At 69.1% G+C, this 18,591-nt stretch carries 16 protein-coding genes; 5 read left to right on the top strand and 11 right to left on the bottom strand.

The window, feature by feature from the left end; all coding sequences use genetic code 11:
• The coding region (locus tag PV762_RS27685; protein ID WP_421038219.1) for an N-acetylmuramoyl-L-alanine amidase at positions 1–1,586 on the bottom strand (1,586 nt) is incomplete at its 3' end.
• Between the two features lie 49 nt (positions 1,587–1,635).
• Positions 1,636–2,142 carry a tRNA (adenosine(37)-N6)-threonylcarbamoyltransferase complex ATPase subunit type 1 TsaE gene (tsaE, locus tag PV762_RS27680; protein WP_421038218.1) on the bottom strand — a complete coding sequence of 169 codons (507 nt, stop codon included), beginning with the start codon at positions 2,140–2,142 and terminating at the stop codon, positions 1,636–1,638.
• A 95-nt stretch (positions 2,143–2,237) separates the two neighbouring features.
• On the opposite strand from tsaE, the gene queG reads away from it, so the two are divergent.
• A complete protein-coding gene (queG, locus tag PV762_RS27675; protein WP_421038221.1) occupies positions 2,238–3,341 on the top strand; it encodes a tRNA epoxyqueuosine(34) reductase QueG in 1,104 nt (367 codons plus the stop codon).
• Here queG and PV762_RS27670 read toward each other — a convergent pair.
• The gene (locus tag PV762_RS27670) at positions 3,319–4,200 is read right to left on the bottom strand and encodes a LysR family transcriptional regulator (RefSeq protein ID WP_421038217.1); all 882 of its coding nucleotides are present in this window, start codon (positions 4,198–4,200) and stop codon (positions 3,319–3,321) included. The genes queG and PV762_RS27670 overlap by 23 nt on opposite strands.
• A gap of 132 nt (positions 4,201–4,332) precedes the next feature.
• On the opposite strand from PV762_RS27670, the gene PV762_RS27665 reads away from it, so the two are divergent.
• Positions 4,333–5,238, top strand: coding sequence for an amino acid ABC transporter substrate-binding protein (locus PV762_RS27665; protein ID WP_421038220.1), 906 nt, complete (start codon positions 4,333–4,335; stop codon positions 5,236–5,238).
• Between the two features lie 18 nt (positions 5,239–5,256).
• Positions 5,257–6,045, top strand: coding sequence for an aspartate/glutamate racemase family protein (locus PV762_RS27660; RefSeq protein WP_421038216.1), 789 nt, complete (start codon positions 5,257–5,259; stop codon positions 6,043–6,045).
• Here PV762_RS27660 and PV762_RS27655 read toward each other — a convergent pair.
• Positions 6,002–6,895, bottom strand: a complete 894-nt coding sequence (locus PV762_RS27655; protein ID WP_421038215.1) for an AEC family transporter — start codon at positions 6,893–6,895, stop codon at positions 6,002–6,004. The genes PV762_RS27660 and PV762_RS27655 overlap by 44 nt on opposite strands.
• Positions 6,896–7,044: 149 nt before the next feature.
• Here PV762_RS27655 and PV762_RS27650 point away from each other — a divergent pair, with 149 nt between their 5' ends.
• Complete coding sequence (locus tag PV762_RS27650; protein WP_421038214.1) at positions 7,045–8,022, top strand: tripartite tricarboxylate transporter substrate binding protein BugE; 978 nt, start codon at positions 7,045–7,047, stop codon at positions 8,020–8,022.
• Here PV762_RS27650 and PV762_RS27645 read toward each other — a convergent pair.
• Positions 8,009–9,298, bottom strand: coding sequence for a methyl-accepting chemotaxis protein (locus PV762_RS27645; protein WP_421038213.1), 1,290 nt, complete (start codon positions 9,296–9,298; stop codon positions 8,009–8,011). The genes PV762_RS27650 and PV762_RS27645 overlap by 14 nt on opposite strands.
• A 151-nt stretch (positions 9,299–9,449) precedes the next feature.
• Positions 9,450–9,623 (bottom strand): hypothetical protein, encoded by a 174-nt coding sequence (locus tag PV762_RS27640; protein WP_421038212.1) that lies wholly within the window; start codon positions 9,621–9,623, stop codon positions 9,450–9,452.
• A 471-nt stretch (positions 9,624–10,094) separates the two neighbouring features.
• Between PV762_RS27640 and aceA the strand changes: the two genes are divergently transcribed.
• Positions 10,095–11,399: an isocitrate lyase gene (gene aceA / locus PV762_RS27635; RefSeq protein WP_421038211.1), complete on the top strand. Its 1,305-nt coding sequence runs from the start codon at positions 10,095–10,097 to the stop codon at positions 11,397–11,399.
• Positions 11,400–11,475: 76 nt separating this feature from the next.
• On the opposite strand, the gene PV762_RS27630 is transcribed toward aceA, so the two are convergent.
• The 5 genes from PV762_RS27630 to PV762_RS27610 all read right to left on the bottom strand — a co-directional run.
• Entirely contained in the window at positions 11,476–11,694 is a 219-nt protein-coding gene (locus PV762_RS27630; protein ID WP_421038210.1) for a hypothetical protein, read from the bottom strand.
• 116 nt (positions 11,695–11,810) lie between these two features.
• Positions 11,811–11,978, bottom strand: a complete 168-nt coding sequence (locus PV762_RS27625; RefSeq protein WP_421038209.1) for a hypothetical protein — start codon at positions 11,976–11,978, stop codon at positions 11,811–11,813.
• Positions 11,979–12,017: 39 nt separating this feature from the next.
• Complete coding sequence (locus PV762_RS27620; RefSeq protein WP_421038208.1) at positions 12,018–12,215, bottom strand: hypothetical protein; 198 nt, start codon at positions 12,213–12,215, stop codon at positions 12,018–12,020.
• Positions 12,216–12,269: 54 nt separating this feature from the next.
• Positions 12,270–14,558, bottom strand: a complete 2,289-nt coding sequence (locus PV762_RS27615) for a response regulator (RefSeq protein ID WP_421038207.1) — start codon at positions 14,556–14,558, stop codon at positions 12,270–12,272.
• Positions 14,549–18,591, bottom strand: a 4,043-nt coding sequence (locus PV762_RS27610; RefSeq protein ID WP_421038206.1) for a response regulator, incomplete at its 5' end; no start/stop codon positions are given. The genes PV762_RS27615 and PV762_RS27610, both read right to left, overlap by 10 nt.

Genomic DNA, 18,591 nt, shown 5'->3' with positions numbered 1-18,591 from the left:
CATCCGATGGAGCCGCGCACCTTCCGGCTCAGCCTGCGCGCGCGGATCTGAAGAGGCTTCCGTACGGCCACCGCCGCGGGGGGGGGGCCCCCCCCCCCCCCCCCCCCCCACGCCCGATGCCTCGCCGCCAGCGGCGGGTTCTTCGCGAAGTACCGCGCGATGCCGGTCGCCAGCGCCTTGACCAGGTCGTCCTGGTAGTCCGGGTCGCGCAATTTCGCTTCTTCCTCGGGGTTGGAGATGAAGGCCGTCTCCACCAGGATGGACGGCACGTCCGGCGCCTTCAGCACCGCGAAACCGGCCTGCTCGACGCTGCCCTTGTGCAGCTTGGCCAGCTTGCCGATCTGGCCCAGCACTTCGCCGCCCAGCTTCAGGCTGTCCTTGATCTGCGCCGAGGTGCTCATGTCCAGCATCGCGCGCAGCACGCCGGCATCCTTCACCACCTTGTTGTTGACGCCGCCGATCACGTCGGCCGCGTTCTCCTTGTCGGCCATCCAGCGCGCGTTCGTCGAGCTCGCGCCGCTGGTCGACAAGGCGAAGACCGACGCACCCCGCGCCTTCGGCGTGATGAAGGCGTCCGCATGGATGGACACGAACAGGTCGGCCTGCACCCGTCTCGCCTTGCGCACCCGCTCGTTCAGCGGGACGAAGAAGTCCGCGTCGCGCGTCATCATCACGCGGATGCGCGGGTTCGCATTCAGCCGGTCGCGCAGCTTCTTGCCGATCGCCAGCACCACGTCCTTCTCTCTCAGGCCCGTCGGGCCGATCGCGCCCGGATCCTCGCCACCATGGCCCGGATCGATCGCGATCACGATGAGCCGGTCCAGCTTGGTCTGGCTCATCTCCGGCGCGACCTCCTTCAGCGGCGGCGCGGCCGGCGGCGGGGTGTCGATCTTCGCGATCGCCGTCGCGCTCGCGGGACGCTGCGGCGACGTCGCGGCGGCGCTCGCCGCCTGCTCCGCCGACGAGGCCGCCGTCAGCGGCCGGTCGATGCGTCCGATCAACTCGCCCAACGCGTCGTTCACCGATTGCGCCGCCGCCGTCTCGGCGGCTTCCTTGCCGCGCACCAGGTCCAGCAGCGGATCGCGCTCACGCGTCGGATACAGGTCCAGCACCAGCCGGTTCTGGTAAGCCGCGACCGGCTCGATCGTGAACACCTGCGGCGCCACGGTCTGCTTCAGGTCCAGCACGATGCGCACCACGCGCGGCTGGTTCTGGCCCACGCGCACGCCGGCGATGAACGGATCGTCCGGCTTGACCTTGCCCAGCAGCTCCTTCAGGCCCGCATCCAGCGTCAGCCCGTCGATGTCGATCACCAGCCGGTCCGGATTCGTCGCCATGAAACTCTTGGCGGCCAGTTGCCGGTCGGATTCGATCGTCACGCGGGTGTAGTCGCTCGCCGGCCAGACGCGCACGGCCACGATGTTGGTCGCGCTCGCCGCCAGCGCCGGCACGGCGGGCAGCACGGAGAAGCTCAACACCGTCGCGCCCATGCGGCCCAGCGCCTTGCGGCGGCCGCGGGAGGGGATGTCGACCGGGTTCGAGTCCGACGTCGAAGGGGTGGGCAGGCCGGTCATGTCTGCTTTCATGTCTCCGTGCATGTCTGCGATCGTGGGAAAGCGCGCGGTCGCATCGCCGTCAATCGGAAGCGTCGGCCAGTTGCCGATCGAGCGCCACCAGCAAATCCTGACCCCGCACCGTGCGTGCTTCAGCCCGGACGTCGCGGCTGTCGTCGTCGTTGACCTGGAGCAGCAGCCGCAGGTCCGGCGTCGGCAGCATGCCGGCCGCCTTCTCGGGCCATTCGCTGAGCTTGAGCCCCGGCGCGGCGAACAGGTCGCGGAAGCCCGCGTCCTCCCATTCGCGCGGGTCGCTGAAGCGGTAGAAGTCGAAATGATGGGCGGGGAGACCGGAGAGCCCCGGCGGGGCGTAGTCTTCGACCACCGCGTAACTCGGGCTCTTGATGCGGCCGGTGACGCCCAGCGCGCGCAACAGGTGTCGCACCAGGCTGGTCTTGCCGGCCCCCAGGCCGCCGTCGAGTTCGATGCTCAGGTCCGCGATCTGCGGACAGCGGGCCAACGCCTGTGCGAAACGTTCGCAGGCGGCCTCGTCGGGCCAACGGTACGGGCGGGTTTCTAGAATGCTCAACTGCGATGAATTCCCTGGTCAACACCCCACGGTCCGACGCATCTTCCGGAGATGCGGCCGACCCCTCCCGACACCCCGACGCGCTGGTCGCGCTGATGGTCGAGGTCCGCGCCTGGGCGCTTGAGTTCGGATTCTCACAGATTGGGGTGGCCCACGTCGATCTGAGCGATGCGGAAGCAGGTTTGCAGGCCTGGCTGGACGCCGGTTTCCACGGCGAGATGCAGTACATGGCCGCCCACGGACTCAAACGCGCCAGGCCCGCCGAACTGGTGCCCGGCACCATCAGCATCCTGACCGCCCGCATGGACTACCTGCCCGAGGCCGCCGGCGACGACTGGCAGGACCGCGAATGGGCCGCGATGCGCGACCCGGCGCGCGCGCAGGTCTCGCTCTACGCCCGCGGCCGGGACTATCACAAGGTGCTGCGCCAGCGGCTGCAGCAGCTCGCGGACCGCATCCAGGAACGGGTCGGCCCGATGGGGCACCGCGTGTTCACCGACTCCGCGCCGGTGCTGGAGGTCGAACTGGCCAGTCGCTCCGGGATCGGCTGGCGCGGCAAGCACACGCTGACACTGCATCGCGACAGCGGCTCGATGTTCTTCCTCGGCGAGATCTACCTGGACCTCGCCCTGCCGCCCAGCGCGCCCGTCACCGCGCATTGCGGCCAGTGCCGCGCGTGCCTCGACGCCTGCCCGACCGGGGCGATCATCGCCCCGTACCGGCTCGACGCCAGGCGTTGCATCAGCTACCTGACGATCGAGCAGGACGGTCCGATTCCGGTCGAGTTCCGCGAGGCGATCGGCAATCGCATCTACGGCTGCGACGATTGCCAGCTCGCCTGCCCGTGGAACAAGTTTGCCCGCAGGAACGCGCTGCGGGACTTCGACTGGCGCGAGCCGCTCGGTCACGCGTCGCTGCTGATGCTCTTCGCCTGGGACGAGGCGACTTTCCTCAAGCGTACCGAAGGCTCCGCGATCCGCCGCATCGGTCATGCGCGCTGGCGGCGCAACATCGCCGTGGCGATGGGCAATGCGCTGAGGCAAGACCTGGCGCCTGCGTTGCGCGCCGACCTGCTGGCGGCGTTGCGCGCGGCACTCCCGGGTGCGACGCCCGTGGTGGCCGAGCACATCGCGTGGGCGATCGCGCAGGACGCGGCGCTTCGCGACCCGCCCGCCGTCACTCCTCGATCGCCTGCCTGAACGCCTCGATGAAGTCCGAGACCGGCTGCGGCGACCGCAGCCCCTGCGGCTGAACCGCGCGCACCTCGACCGGCACCTCGGGCAGCAGCGTCCGGATGTGCAGATCGCCGCCGCTGGCCTGCGCGGTGAAGGAATCGATGACGGCCGGCCCGAAGCCCTGTTCCGCCATCACCATGGCGATGTGATGCGTCTGCACGGTGATGCCGGCACGCGGGGACAGCGACAGTCGCGCCCACTGATCCGCGAGCACGGCGCCCAGCGGATCGCGCTCGTCGATGCGGATGAAAGGCTCCCGCAGCAGGTCCTGCAGTGCGACCGTGCTGCGCCGGTCCGCGGCCGTCTTTCCCTTCGGCGATGCGCACACCAGCCGCCCGGTGGCGACGAGTTCGTCCGACAGCGCCGCATGGGCCGGGCGGCCGTACACGATGCCGACATCGCCTTCCTGCAGCAGCATCGCCCGGGCGATGTCGTTCGAATGGAGCGTGCGGACGCTGATCGGCAGATCGCGATAACGACGCCGGAACGCCTTCAGCGCCTGGGGCAGGGCCTTCACCGCGAGCGAGGGCACGATCAGGATGCGGAAGCCCTGTCCCTCGCCGGTGCCCAGGGCGGTCGCCATGCGTCGCACCGACTCGAGCTGCGACATCAGCGCCTGCACTTCCGGGTAGAGCGCCTGCGCCTCGCGCGTGGGCATCAGGCGTCGCCGTTGTCGCGTGAACAGCGCGTAGCCCAGCTGCAACTCAGCCAGCTGCAAGGACTGCGTGACCGCCGGCTGGGTCACGTGCAGCAGCTTTGAGGCCGCGCTCACGGAGCCCGTCAGCATGACCGCGTGGAAGACTTCGATGTGCTTCAGGCGCATGGACGGCTGCCGGCGACGAACATAAGCCCAGCTTATACGAAGCGGCGAGATGCCGATGCACGGGACAGGCGGTGGCCACTATCGTCCGGTCATTGCACACTTCAACCCTCCGAGAAAGGAAACGCCATGAAGATGATCGCTCCCCGCGTTGTCGTCCTGTCCATCGCCGTCGCCGGCGCCCTCGGTGCCGCCGCGGGTGCCGCGTCGGCCCAGCCGGCCGGCACGCTCGAGAAGGTGAAGGCCTCCGGCGTCATCACCGTCGCGTACCGGGATTCCTCGATCCCGTTCTCCTATCTCGGCGACGGCGGGCAGCCGACCGGCTTCGGCTGGGAGATCTGCGGCAAGGTCGTCGACCAGGTGAAGAAAGCCGTGGGTCGCGCCGACCTGAAGGTGGCCACGCAGTCGGTGACCTCGCAGAACCGCATCCCGCTGCTGGACAACGGCACCATCGACATCGAGTGCGGCTCCACCACCAACAACAGCGACCGCGCCAAGCAGGTGGACTTCGCGATCAACTACTTCTACACCGGCACGCGGCTGCTGGTGAAGGCGAACTCTCCCATCAAGGGCTTCGCCGACCTCAAGGGGAAGAAGGTCGTCTCGACCACGGGCACCACCAACTTCCAGGTGATGCGGCGGATGAACCAGGAGCAGAACCTGGGCTTCGAGCTGATCAGCGCCAAGGACCACGCCGACGCGGCGCTGCTGGTGCAGTCGGGCCGGGCCGACGCGTTCGCGATGGACGACATCCTGCTGTACGGGCTGCGCGCCGGCGCGCTCAACCCGGCGGATCTGGCCGTGGTGGGCGACCCGGTCCAGGTCGAGCCCTACGCGATCATGGTCCGCAAGGACGACGCGGCGTTCAAGAAGCTGGTCGACGCCACGCTGGCGGGACTGATGAAGAGCGGCGAATTCGAGGCGCTCTACAAGAAGTGGTTCCAGTCGCCCATCCCGCCCAAGGGCATCACGCTGGGCGCACCCATGAGCCGCGAGCTGCAGGACAACCTGCAGGCGCTGTCGGACAAGCCCGCGCGCTGACCGCGAGCTGATCCCGTCATGACGCACACCCCACCGCGCGACCCGCGCGGCGACGGCGGCGCGCTGCCCGCCGAGCCGGGCATCGTCGGCATCCTCGGCGGCATGGGGCCGCTGGCGACCGTCGATTTCATGCGCAAGCTGCTGGAGGCCACGCCGGCCGCGACCGACCAGGAGCACATCCCCGTCGTCGTCAGCAGCATCCCCCAGGTGCCGGACCGCACGGCGGCCTTCCGCGGCGAGGGCGAGTCGCCGCTCGCCGCGATGATCGTCAGCGGACAGCGTCTGGCCGCGGCCGGCGCGGGCGTGGTGGTCGTGCCCTGCAACACCGCCCATCTGTGGTTCGACGAGCTCGAACAGGCGCTGGGCCTGCCGATGATCCACCTCGTCGACGCGGCGATCGCCGAGGCGCTCGATCTGGTGCCCGACGGCGGCAAGGTCGGCCTGCTGGCGACCGATGCGACGCTGGCCTCCGGGCTCTACCTGAACCGCAGGCCGCCGCAGGGCCGGGCGCTGCACTGGCTGCTGCCGACGGCGGGGGAGATGATCGCGCTGATCGAGCCCGGCATCGCGGCCGTCAAGGCGGGGGAGCTCGCGACGGCGACCCGGCATCTGGCCGCGGCGGCGCAGCGCCTGCGTTCGCGCGGCGCGCGCGCCGTCGTGCTGGGATGCACGGAGATTCCGCTGGTGCTGGATCCCGCGTCGGCGGGCCTCCCGGTGATCGACGCGACGGCCGCGCTGGCGCGCCGTGCGGTGGATTGGGCGGCTAGGTCGCGGCCGCCAGCACCCCCAGCCACAGCGGCAGGATGATCATGCCCAGCAGGGTGGACACCGTGACCAGCCCCGCGACGAACGGCCCGTTGCCGCCCATGCGCACGGCGAGCACGTAGGCGCTGGACGCCGTCGGCATCGCCGCGAACGCGAGCAGCACGATCTGCTGCGGCGTCGGCAGCGCGAGCGCATGCCCGATGCCCAGGGCGATCAACGGCAGGATCAGATGGCGGATGGCCAGCAGGGCGGTCGCGAGCCCGGGCGCATCCTTCAGCGCGCCGAGCCGCAGCCCCGCGCCGACCGCCATCAGCCCCAGCGGCAACGCGGCCAGGCCGATCTTCTGCAGGGAAATGGCCGCGGGCTCCGGCAGCCTCAATCCGGCGAGGTTGGCGGCCAGTCCCGCCAGCGTCGAGACGATCAGCGGGTTGCGCGCCAGCTCGCGCAGATAACCGTGGCCGCCGTGCCGGGCCAGCGGATACACCGCCGCGACATTGGCCACCGGCACGCACACCGCGACGATCATCGCGATCCAGGCCACGCCCTGCGCGCCGTACAGCCGTTCGGCCAGCGCCAGCGCGACGAAGGAGTTGAAGCGGAACGCCACCTGCGCGCCGGAGGCATGTGTCTTCGCATCGACGCCGGGCCCCCATCGCAGCGCGAAGGCCAGCGCGATGCCGCTGAGCATCACGCCCAGTCCGCCGGCCATCAGCGCCATCGTGTCCCCGGGCGACAGGCTGCTGCGCGAGATCGAATTGAAGAGCAGGACCGGGAACAGCAGGAAGTACACCAGCTTCTCCGCGGCCTCCCACACCGGCCGGTCCAACGGCGTCCAACGGCACAGCGCGAAGCCGGCGACGATCAGCAGGAAGTCAGGCAACAGCAGCAGCATCGGATCTCTCGAAGGTCGCGACAGAGTGTGCCAGGGGTTTCCCGCCCCTCCGACGAGGTCTCTACGTAGTTCCGCTAGGCCAGTCCCGTCGGCGACATACTTAAGCTGTTTCGATCACGTTACCCATTGTTCAAAAGACGAGGAGCCCAATGAACCGTCGCTCGATCCTCCAACACGGCCTGCTGCTGAGCACGCTGTCGCTGTCCTGCGCCGCGGCGCTGGCCCAGTCCTATCCGACCAAGCCGGTCAAGCTGGTGGTGCCGTTCGCTCCGGGCGGCACGACCGACATCGTGGCGCGCGTCGTCGCGCAGCACATCAACGGTCCGCTGGGCCAGACGATGATCGTCGAGAACAAGGCCGGCGGCGGCGGCATCATCGGCGCCAACGACACCGCCAAGTCGCAGCCCGACGGCTACTCGCTGGGCGTGGCGACCGTGTCCACCACGGCCACCAACCCCGCGATCAATCCGAAGACGCCGTACAACCCGCTGACGGACTTCACGCCCATCATCAACCTCGCGGCCACGCCCAACGTGATCGCGGTGCATCCGTCCTTCCCCGCGAAGGACTACAAGGCCTTCGTGGCCGAGCTGAAGAAGAACCCCGGCAAGTACAGCTACTCGACCTCGGGCACGGGCGGCATCGGCCACCTGCAGATGGAGCTGTACAAGAGCCTGACCGGCGTCTTCGTGACCCACATCCCGTACCGCGGCGCCGGCCCGGCGCTGAACGACACGGTCGCCGGCCAGGTGCCGATGATCTTCGACAACCTGCCGTCCGCGCTGCCCTTCATCAAGGACGGCCGCCTGGTCGCGATCGCCGTCGCGGCGCCGCAGCGCCTGGCGGTGCTGCCCAACGTGCCGACCTTCAAGGAACTCGGGCTGGAGCCGGTGAACCGCATGGCCTATTACGGCATCCTGGGCCCGAAGAACCTGCCCAAGGAAGTCGTCGCCAAGATCAACGAGGCCGCCCGCAAGACCGTCGAGATGCCCGAGGTCAAGAAGCGCATCGAGGAGACCGGCTCGATCGTGATCGGCAATACGCCGGAGCAGTTCTCCGAGCAGATCAAGGCCGAGTACGCGGTCTACAAGAAGGTCGTCGAGCAGCAGAAGCTCAAGCTCGACTGATCCGGAAGACCCGCACCGCGTCGACCAGGCCCAGCGCCTGGCCGCGCAGGCTGGACGCCGCGCTGGCGATCTCCTCGACCATCGCGGCGTTCTGCTGTGTGGCGGCGTCCATTTCGCTGACCGCGCCGGACACCTGGGACACGCCCATCGCCTGTTCGGCGCTGGCCACGCTGATCTCGCCGACGATGCGGTTCACCTGGCCGATGGCCTGGACCACCTCGCTCATCGTGTCGCCCGCGCGGTTCACCAGCGCGGTGCCGGCTTCGACCTGCTCGTTGCTGGCCGCGATCAGCGTCTTGATCTCTTTCGCCGCGGCCGCCGAACGGCTGGCCAGCGTGCGCACCTCCGAGGCCACGACCGCGAAGCCGCGCCCCTGCTCGCCGGCGCGCGCGGCTTCCACCGCCGCGTTCAGCGCCAGGATGTTGGTCTGGAACGCGATGCCGTCGATGGTGCCGATGATGTCGGCGATCTTGCGCGAGCTGTCGTGGATGCCCTGCATCCGGGTGACGACCTGAGCCACCACCTCGCCGCCGCGCGCCGCCACCGTCGAGGCCGCGACCGCCAGCTTGTTGGCCTCGCCCGAGGACTGCGCCGTGTGGCCCACCGTGCCGCTGAGCTGCTCCATCGTGCTGGCCGCGCGCTGCACGTTGGACGCCGTCTGCTCGGTGCGCTGGCTCAGGTCCTGGTTGCCCGCCGACACTTCATGGCAGGCGTTCTGGATGTTCTCCGAGGACTCGCGCACCTGCGAGATCGCCGTCTGCAGGCTGGCGCGCATGCGCTCCAGCGCGCCGACCATCGCGCCGATCTCGTCCTTGCCCTGCGCGGTCGCCGTCTGGGTGAGGTCGCCCTCGGCCACGGCCTCGACCAGTCGCACCGCCTCCGACAAAGGCTTCGTCACCGAGCGCGTCAGCGCCCACGAGAACAGCGCGCCCGCGACGATCGCCAGCAGGCCGATCACCATGATGCGGGTCTGCGCGCTCTGGGTCGCGTGGTCGACGTCCGCCGCCATCTCGTCCAGCGTCTGCTGCTGGAATTTCAGGTAGCCGGTCATCTTCTGCAGGTAGACCTCGGCCTGCGGGCGGAACTGCTCGTTGAGCAGCCGCTCGGTGGCGTCGGTGTCGCCGCCCTTCTTGAGTTCGGCGATCTTGTTGCGGGTCGCGATGTAGGTCTGGCGCGACTCGGTCAGCTCGGCGACGACCTTCTTCTCGGCGTCGCTCTTGGGCAGCTCGTCCAGCGCCTTGACGATCTCGTTGCCGCGCGCGGAGTTGTATGACAACGTGCAGCGCGACATGAGATCCACGTGCAGTTGTGCCGGGCGACGGGCCGCGCGTGGTCGCCAAGCCGCGGCAATGAAAAAGGGGCGCATGAAGCGCCCCTTCGTGGCGATCCGGCGGTCGGGTCCGGATCAGCCGCTGATCAGCCGCTGATCAACCGCCGAACAGCGAGGCGATGCCGTTGCCGATCGTGCTCAGCAGGCCGCCGCTCAGCTTGTTGACGACACCGCCGACGCCAGTGGTCAGCGCGCCGCCGGTGGCATCCGCACCGCCGCCGCCGGTCACGCCGCCCAGCAGGCTCGGAATCAGACTTGCAATTGCACCCATGGTTTTCTCCGGGAAATTGCCGCCGTGCGATCGGACGGTCGCCACGGTGCCGCGGAGCACGACCGGTTTCCCGGCGCACGGCGGCCTGAAATCAGGTCGCGGCACGAATGCTCTAGTGCGGTGGGTGGACTCAAAGGGTCGACTGTCGAATTGCGGCGGAGCGTCGAACGACTGCTGCAAATGAGGGAGTGACTCCTCCATCTGCCAGGATTCCGTCCGCCCGGCGCCTCGATGAATTTCAAATTATGAAAAGAACTTGCCGGCATGCAAAAAACTGACGTGCTGCAGCGCCGCAAGATTTCTCATCATGGAAGAGCCGTTCTCACGATCCGGTTTCTGTTTTGCAAGTTATTGATTTTTAAAGGATAAAAATCCAGTCTTATATAAGACAGCAAGCGACACGAGGGGAGTCGAGCCGTCTAGATTTGAGCCATCGGTTTTCCACTTCACTCGAACCCACAGGAGCTCACCATGACCCCCTCGACCCCGACCCGCGAACAACAGATTGCCGCCCTCGAGAAGGACTGGGCGGAGAACCCCCGGTGGAAGGGCATCCAGCGCGGCTACTCGGCGGCCGACGTGGTCCGCCTGCGCGGCTCGATCAACATCGAGCACACCCTGGCCAAGCGCGGCGCCGAAAAGCTCTGGAACCTCGTCAACACCGAACCCTTCATCAACTCGCTGGGCGCGCTGACCGGCAACCAGGCGATGCAGCAGGTCAAGGCCGGCCTGAAGGCCATCTACCTGTCGGGCTGGCAGGTCGCCGGCGACGCCAACAGCAACGGCGAGATGTACCCCGACCAGTCGCTGTATTCGGTGGACTCGGTGCCGAAGGTGGTGAAGAAGATCAATGCCACCTTCAAGCGCGCCGACGAGATCCAGTGGAGCGAAGGCAAGAGCGACATCGACTACTTCGCGCCCATCGTGGCGGACGCGGAAGCCGGCTTCGGCGGCGTGCTGAACGCCTTCGAACTGATGAAGGCCATGATCGAGGCGGGCGCTTCGGGCGTGCACTTCGAAGACCAGCTGGCCGCCGCGAAGAAGTGCGGCCACATGGGCGGCAAGGTGCTGGTGCCTTCGCGTGAAGCGGTGGCCAAGCTGGTCGCCGCGCGCCTGGCCGCCGACACGATGGGCGTGCCGACCGTGTTGCTGGCCCGCACCGACGCCGAGGCCGGCGACCTGGTGACCAGCGACATCGACGACAACGACAAGCCCTTCTGCACCGGCGAGCGCACCGTCGAAGGCTTCTTCCGCACCCGCAACGGCCTGGAGCAGGCCATCAGCCGCGGACTGGCCTACGCGCCGTACGCCGACATGATCTGGTGCGAAACCGGCAAGCCGGACCTGGCCTTCGCCAAGGCCTTCGCCGAAGCCATCCACGCGAAGTTCCCCGGCAAGCTGCTGGCCTACAACTGCTCGCCGAGCTTCAACTGGAAGAAGAACCTGGACGACGCCACGATCGCCAAGTTCCAGCGCGAGCTGGGCGCGATGGGCTACAAGTTCCAGTTCATCACGCTGGCCGGCTTCCACAGCCTGAACTACTCGATGTTCAACCTGGCCTACGGCTACGCACGCAACAACATGAGCGCCTTCGTCGAGCTGCAGGAGGCGGAATTCGCCGCCGCCGAGAAGGGCTTCACCGCCGTGAAGCACCAGCGCGAAGTGGGCACGGGTTACTTCGATGCGGTCACCACCACGATCGAAGCGCAGGCGTCGACCGCGGCGCTGAAGGGGTCGACGGAGGACGAACAGTTCTTCGACGCGAAGCACGGCTGATCGCCGCGCTGGAGGCCCCGTCGCGACGGGGCCGGTGAACCGGAAGGGGCTGCTGGGGAGCAGCCCCTTTTTTTCGTCAGGCGGGGAGCGGCCCGTCGCCGCCGCGGGCCCGACGATCGACCTTCGTGCGGGCCAGGTCGGTCAGCGCCTCCCGGGCATCGGCGCGTCCGAAGCGATCGACCGGCGTCAGATGGCGCGCCGGGATCTCGTTCTCGTGCCGCTGGAGGATCGCCTTGGCCAAGGGACAGGACCGCAGTCGCGCCAGGAACGCCGCATCCGCCTTGAGCGTCTTCACGCGTCGGTCCGGAGGAACTGGCCTGGCTGGCGAACGGGCTGGGCGCCGGGTGCTGGAGGGCGACCCGTCTCGGGAAGAGGTGTCGCGGCGTGGATCGACGCCGACATGCACCTTCCTCAGAAGATACCGGGCAACAGGGTGCTGGCGATGTTGCCGATGCCTTTGACGAGCCCGCCGACCAGGCCACCGACAACGGGGATTTTCTCGACGACGCTGCCGACGGTGTTGGCGGCACTGCTGACGATGCCGGTGCTGGTTGAGTTCGGAGGGATTCCGATGGACATGGTGATGTTCCTTGAAGCAGGGAAGGAGAGGGGGACGGCTCAGCGGCTGGCGAAGAGGGACGGCGTGCTGGACGCCGCGTTCTGCATCACGGCCTGGGTCGCCACATTGCCTGCGGCGCCGATGACCTGACCCGCATGGGGACCGACGACTTTGGAGACCACCTTCTCGGCGATGCCGCCGACGAGCGAGGTCGCGGCGGGCATGAGCGCACCGGCAATGAGGGCGGGGATGGGCATGATGAAGGTCCTTGAACGGAGACCTCCCCGTAGTGCCGACCAGGCGCTTCCCGTTCAGCGCGCCGCCGCCTCCGCGGGTCGCGCCGTGCCGTCGCGCTGCCGCCATTCCTGGATCAGTTCGACCACCGCATCCGGATCCGCCGGCTTGACGAGGTGGACGTCGAAGCCGGCCTCGTGCGCACGACGGCGATCGTCCTGCTGGCCGTAGCCGGTCAGCGCGATCAGCAGCGCCGCCGCGCCGCCGGGCGCGGCCCGCAGGCGGCGCGCGACTTCGTAGCCGTCCAGCCCGGGCAGGCCGATGTCGAGCAGCACCACGTGTGGCGCCCACGCCGCGGCGGCATCCAGCGCGCAAGGACCGTCGAGCTGCACCGTGGTCTCCAGGCCCGCCAGTTCCAGGAACACCGCCATCGAGTCGGCCGCATCGCGGTTGTCGTCGACGACCATCACGCGGCAGGGACCGCCGCGGTCTCGCGGCTCGTCGCGTGCCACGGGCACTGGAGGCGGAACGTCGGCGGTCGTCATCGGTGTTTCCTCCACGGCGGCGGCCGGCAGGCGCACCTCGAATGTCGAGCCGTGGCCCGGCCCATCGCTGTTCGCCACCACGTGACCGTGGTGCAGCTGCACCAGGCGCTGCACCAGCGTCAGTCCCACGCCCAGGCCTCCCTGGTTGCGATCCAGCCCGCGCGGCCCCTGCTCGAACAGGTCGAACACATGCGGCAGCAGCGACGCGGCGATGCCGCGTCCGTTGTCGCGCACGGCCAGGACGAACGTCGCGGAGCGATCGGCGCCCTCCGCCTCCTCGCGGGTCAGCGTCAATTCGATGGACCCGTCCGGGGCGGTGTACTTGCTCGCGTTGTGCACGAGGTTGGTGACGACCTGGATCAGCCGGGCCGCGTCGCCGCGTATCGGCGCCGGATGGTCCGGAAGCTGGAGGCGCAACTGCTGTCCTTGCGACTCGATCAGCGACTGCACCGGCTCCAGGCCGTGGCGCACGATGTCGCGCAGATCGAGCGTCTCGTTCTTCAGCACGATCTTGCCCTGGCTGATGCGCGCCACGTCGAGCAGCTCGTCGACCAGCCGCGTTAGGTGCTTGGCCTGACGATCGGTGACCGCCACCGCTTCGCCGAGGCGGGTGTCGTCGCCGCCGGCCAACGCGCGCATCACCTCGATCGCGTTGCGGATCGGCGCCAGCGGATTGCGCAGTTCATGCGACAGCATCGCGAGGAACTCGTCCTTGCGACGGCTGGCCTCGAGCAGCTCGGCCTCGGCCTGGCGGCGTTCGACGATCTCCGCCTGCAGCGCGCCGTACAGCCGTGCGTTCTCGAAGGCGATCGCGGCGCGGCCCGCCAGCTCTTCCAGCGTCGGCCAGTCCGGCGGCTGGTGCGGGTCGCCCAGCAGCAGACCGCCGAGCGTGCGTTCGCCGGCGACCAGCGGCAGCACGGCGCCGGCGGCGGTGTCGCGATGCAGCAGCGCGCGCGGCGCGGGCTCGTCGTCGGGCAGGCCGGACGGCGCGAAGGTCGGCTGGGCCTGCGCCGTCGGCGAACCGCCCGGCAGCAGCGCCGGCACCATCTGTTCGAGCGCGCTGCGCGTGGCGTTGTAGAGCACCTCGGACAGCATCTGCTCGCGACCCTCGATGAACAGGGGCGCTTCACCGGCGGCGACGGGCGCGTCGCAACGCAGCACGCGTTCGTGCCCGTGGCCGGCGTCGCGCAGCCACAGCAGCGCGCGCGAGGCGAAGCTCGGCACCACCAGCGAGAGCAGCCGTCGCATCGCGACGTCCGCGTCCAGCGAATCGGCCAGTTCGCGACCCGCCTGCGCCAGGAAGATCGAGCGCCGCGTGTTCTCCTCGGCGGCGCGCTGCGCGGCCTCGGCGCGCGCGATCGCGATGCGCTCCAGCGCCTGCTGCCGCAGCCGCTGCTGCATGAGGAACAGGTCGACGAAGACGCGCACCTTGCTGCGCAGCACGTCCGGGATCACCGGCGAGAGGATGTAGTCGACCGCCCCGAGCGAGTAGCCTTGCGCCGTCTGCAGCTCGTCCGCGTAGGCGGTGACGAAGATGATGGGCGTGTGCGCCGAACGCCGGTAGCCGCGGATCAGCCGGGCCGTCTCCAGGCCGTCGATGCCCGGCATGTTCACGTCCATCAGGATCACCGCGAACTGCTGGCGCAGCACCTCGCGCAGCGCCTCGCTGCCGGAGCGCGCGATCACCAGGTGCTGGTCGAGGTCGGCCAGGATGGTCTCGAAGACGAGCAGCTTCTCCGGCAGGTCGTCCACGATCAGGATGCTGGCGCGCGCCGCCGCGTCCGGCGTCGCATAGCCGTCGTAGAGCGCGCTCAGCGGCATAGCCAGCCCCGCAGCACGGTCAGCATGTTGGCGGGGTCCACCGGCTTGGAGAGGTAGTCCCAGGCGCCGGCCTCGATGCACTTCTGGCGGTCGCCCTTCATCGCCTTGGCGGTGACGGCGACCATCGGCAGCTCGCGGCCGCGCGGCAGGCGGCGGATCTGCTGCATGGTCTCCAGGCCGTCCATCTCCGGCATCATGATGTCCATCAGCACGATGTCGATGGACGGATCCTCCTGCACGATCCGGATCGCCTCGCGGCCGTTGTCGGCCGAGACGATCACCATCCCGTGCGAGTCCAGCACCGTGGCCAGCGCGAAGATGTTGCGCATGTCGTCGTCGACGATCAGCGCCTTCTTGCCCACCATCGGACAACTGACCTCCTGCGCGTCGTGCAACGCCTGGCGTTCGCCGTCGCCCATGTCGGCCGGGGCGCGATGCAGCGCCAGCGCCATCGCCGCCAGCGCCGCGTCGGTCCCGGTGGCCGTGCGCACCGGCAGCCCGTGCGGCCGCGTCCAGCGACGGGCGGCGGCCAGGGCCTCGGACGACTCGGGCGCGCCCGGCGTCCCCGTCGCAGTCGCAGTCGCAGTCGCCGATCCGGCACTGCCTGCGGTGTTCAAGGCGACCACCGGCAGCGGCAGCGTGCCGGGCCGCTGCTCGAGCGCATCCAGCACGTCCTGCGGACCGAAGGCGCTGGCGACCGCGTCCACCAGCAGCGCGTCGACGCCGGGAAGCACCTCGCGCGCCTGGGCCGCCGTCTGCACGAACACGGTCTCGACGTCGCTGCCCAGCGGTGACAGCAGCGCGAGCCGCTCCGCGCTCTCGGGCATCGCCACCGCGAGACGTCGTCGCGGACGGTCCAGGTAGCGCTGCAGGTCGCGCAGGGCGACCTCGACGTCGTCGCGCGACTGCAGGGGCTTGGCCAGGAAGCCCAGGGCGCCGGCCTGCAGCGCGCGTTCGCGCGCGTCGTCCGTGGAGACCACGCACACCGGGAGGTGGCGCATGTCGGGATCGGACTTGAGCCGGTCCAGCACGCGCCAGCCCTGCATGTCGGGCAGGAAGATGTCCAGCGTGATCAGGCTGGGCCGGAACTCCTGCGCCATCGCGAGCGCGCCCGCGCCGGTCGTCGCCACCAGACCCTTCATGCCGCCCTGGCGCGCCGCTTCGAGCAGCACGCCCGCGAAGGCCAGGTCGTTCTCGACGATCAGCAGCACCCGGTCGCCGCTGGCGATGTCCTCGCGGTCGTCCTTGGCGACGTTGGCGAACACGATGCTGTCCGGCGGCGTGTCCATCTGGACGCGATGCGCGTCCAGCGGCGTCATGCCGCTGTCGCGGCTCGCGTCGGCGCTGCCATCGCTGCTGCCATCGCCGTTGCCGCCGGCCTTGCCATTCCCGTTCCCGCTGTCGTGGTCCTCGCCCGTCCGGCCGGACGGCGCCCGCCGCGCGGCCGCGCGCTGCACGGCCGCCTCGGCCAGTTCCGCGGCGGTGATCGCGGCCGGGGAGTGGGTCGGCAGGTCGTCGCGCTCTTCGCCGGCGGTGGTGCCGTTCGGCGCGCCGGAGGTCCCGGCTGCCCCGGATCTGGCCGGCGTGCCCGGCGCGTTGCGCGGACGCGCGTTGCGTGCCGGCGCATAGTGCTGCGGCAGGTAGAGCGTGAAGGTGGAGCCGCGGCCCGGCGCGCTGACGAGCCGGATCTCGCCGCCCAGCAGCCGCGCGAGTTCGCGGCTGATGGCCAGGCCCAGGCCGGTGCCGCCGTACTTGCGCGAGGTCGAGCCGTCGGCCTGCTGGAAGGCCTCGAAGATGATCTGCTGCTTGTCGGCGGAGATGCCGATGCCGGTGTCCGCGACCGCGAACGCGATCACCTGGCCGGCATGGTTGAGCGCCTCGTTGTCGGCCGACCAGCCCTCGGCCGCCGCGCTCACGCTGAAGGTGACCTGCCCCTGGTGCGTGAACTTGAAGGCGTTGGACAGCAGGTTCTTGATGATCTGCTGCAGCCGCTTGACGTCGGTGACCAGCGACTTGGGCAGCGGCGGGTCCATCTCCACGGCGAAGCCGACGTGCTTGGAATCCGCGAAGTGGCGGAAGCTGCGCTCCACCGAGCGCTGCAGCTCGTCCAGCCGCAGCTCGCTGACGTCGACGGCCACCGTGCCCGACTCGATCTTGGACAGGTCCAGGATGTCGTTGATCAGCATCAGCAGGTCGTTGCCGGACGCGTGGATGGTCTTGGAGAACTCGACCTGCTTGAGCGTGAGGTTGCCCTCGCTGTTCTTGCAGAGCTGGTCGGACAGGATCAGCAGCGAGTTCAGCGGCGTGCGCAGCTCGTGCGACATGTTGGCGAGGAACTCGGACTTGTACTTCGAGGTCAGCGCCAGCTGCTCGGCCTTTTCCTCCAGCGCCTGGCGGGCCTGTTCGACCTCGGTGTTCTTGCGCTCGACCTCCTGGTTCTGGTGGGCCAGCAGCTGCGCCTTTTCCTGCAGCTCGCCGTTGGTCTGCTGCAGTTCCTGCTGCCGGCGCTGCAGTTCTTCCGCGAGCGACTGCGACTGGATCAGCAGGTCTTCCGTGCGGGTGCTGGCCTCGATCGTGTTGATCACGATGCCGATGGATTCGGTCAGCTGGTCGAGGAAGGCCTGGTGGGTCGAACTGAAGCGTTCCAGCGAGGCCAGCTCCAGCACGCCGCGCACGCGGCCTTCGAAGACCACGGGCAGCACCAGCACTTCCATCGCGGCGGTCTCGCTGAGGCCCGACGCGATGCGGAAGGCCGTGCCCGGCACGTTGGTGAGCAGGATCTTCTCCTGGTCCAGCGCGCACTGGCCGACCAGCCCCTGGCCCAGCGCCAGCTCCTTGCCGTGCGTGGCCAGGCCGCCGGAGGCGTAGCTGGCGATCAGCTTCAGGCGGGGCATCTCGCCGCGCATGTTGAGCACGAAGAACTCGGCCTGCTGCACGCCCACGACGGGCGCCAGTTCGCTCAGGATCAGCTGACCGACGGTCACCAGGTCCTTCTGGCCCTGCAGCATCCGCGTGAACTTGGCCAGGTTGGTCTTGAGCCAGTCCTGCTCGGTGTTCTTCTGCGTCGTGTCCTTCAGGTTGCGGATCATCTCGTTGATCGTGTCCTTGAGGGACGCGACCTCGCCCTGCGTCTCGACGGTGATCGAGCGCGTCAGGTCGCCCTGGGTCACGGCGGTGGCGACCTCCGCGATCGCGCGCACCTGCGTGGTCAGGTTGGCGGCGAGCTCGTTCACGTTCTCCGTCAGGCCCTTCCAGGTGCCGGATGCGCCCGGCACCTTGGCCTGGCCGCCGAGCTTGCCTTCGACGCCCACCTCGCGGGCGACGGTGGTCACCTGGTCGGCGAAGATCGCCAGCGTGTCCGTCATCGAGTTGATGGTGTCGGCCAGCGCGGCGATCTCGCCCTTGGCCTCCACGGTCAGCTTCTGCGCCAGGTCGCCGTTGGCCACCGCGGTCACCACCTTGGCGATGCCGCGCACCTGGCCGGTCAGGTTGCCGGCCATGAAGTTCACGTTGTCGGTCAGGTCCTTCCAGGTCCCCGACACGCCGCGCACCGTGGCCTGGCCGCCGAGACGGCCCTCGGTGCCCACCTCGCGCGCCACGCGGGTCACTTCCGCCGCGAACGAGGAGAGCTGGTCCACCATCGTGTTGATCGTGGTCTTGAGCTCCAGGATCTCGCCGAGCACGTCGACGGTGATCTTCTTGGACAGGTCGCCCGCGGCCACGGCCTTGGTCACGTCGGCGATGTTGCGCACCTGCGAGGTCAGGTTGGACGCCATCGAGTTGACCGAGTCGGTCAGGTCCTTCCATGTCCCGGCCACGCCCTGCACGTCGGCCTGGCCGCCGAGCTTGCCCTCGGTGCCGACCTCGCGCGCCACGCGGGTCACCTCCGCGGCGAAGGAGCTCAACTGGTCCACCATCGTGTTGACGGTGTTCTTGAGCTCCAGGATCTCGCCCTTCACGTCGACGGTGATCTTCTTGGACAGGTCGCCCGCGGCCACGGCCTTGGTCACGTCGGCGATGTTGCGCACCTGCG

The sequence above is a fragment of the Mitsuaria sp. CC2 genome, assembly GCF_048957715.1.
GTDB lineage: Bacteria > Pseudomonadota > Gammaproteobacteria > Burkholderiales > Burkholderiaceae_C > Roseateles.
The sequence above is the reverse complement of the archived record's forward strand: the minus strand, read 5'-3'. Positions and strand labels throughout refer to the sequence as shown.

Excerpts from the sequence above, each read along its gene's own strand:
- PV762_RS27650 (WP_421038214.1), top strand. The coding sequence starts at position 7,045 with ATGAACCGTCGCTCGATCCTCCAACACGGCCTGCTGCTGAGCACGCTG.
- PV762_RS27615 (WP_421038207.1), bottom strand. The coding sequence starts at position 14,558 with ATGCCGCTGAGCGCGCTCTACGACGGCTATGCGACGCCGGACGCGGCG.
- PV762_RS27625 (WP_421038209.1), bottom strand. The coding sequence starts at position 11,978 with ATGTCCATCGGAATCCCTCCGAACTCAACCAGCACCGGCATCGTCAGC.
- PV762_RS27660 (WP_421038216.1), top strand. The coding sequence starts at position 5,257 with ATGACGCACACCCCACCGCGCGACCCGCGCGGCGACGGCGGCGCGCTG.
- queG (WP_421038221.1), top strand. The coding sequence starts at position 2,238 with ATGGTCGAGGTCCGCGCCTGGGCGCTTGAGTTCGGATTCTCACAGATT.
- PV762_RS27620 (WP_421038208.1), bottom strand. The coding sequence starts at position 12,215 with ATGCCCATCCCCGCCCTCATTGCCGGTGCGCTCATGCCCGCCGCGACC.
- PV762_RS27670 (WP_421038217.1), bottom strand. The coding sequence starts at position 4,200 with ATGCGCCTGAAGCACATCGAAGTCTTCCACGCGGTCATGCTGACGGGC.
- PV762_RS27665 (WP_421038220.1), top strand. The coding sequence starts at position 4,333 with ATGATCGCTCCCCGCGTTGTCGTCCTGTCCATCGCCGTCGCCGGCGCC.
- PV762_RS27655 (WP_421038215.1), bottom strand. The coding sequence starts at position 6,895 with ATGCTGCTGCTGTTGCCTGACTTCCTGCTGATCGTCGCCGGCTTCGCG.
- PV762_RS27640 (WP_421038212.1), bottom strand. The coding sequence starts at position 9,623 with ATGGGTGCAATTGCAAGTCTGATTCCGAGCCTGCTGGGCGGCGTGACC.
- aceA (WP_421038211.1), top strand. The coding sequence starts at position 10,095 with ATGACCCCCTCGACCCCGACCCGCGAACAACAGATTGCCGCCCTCGAG.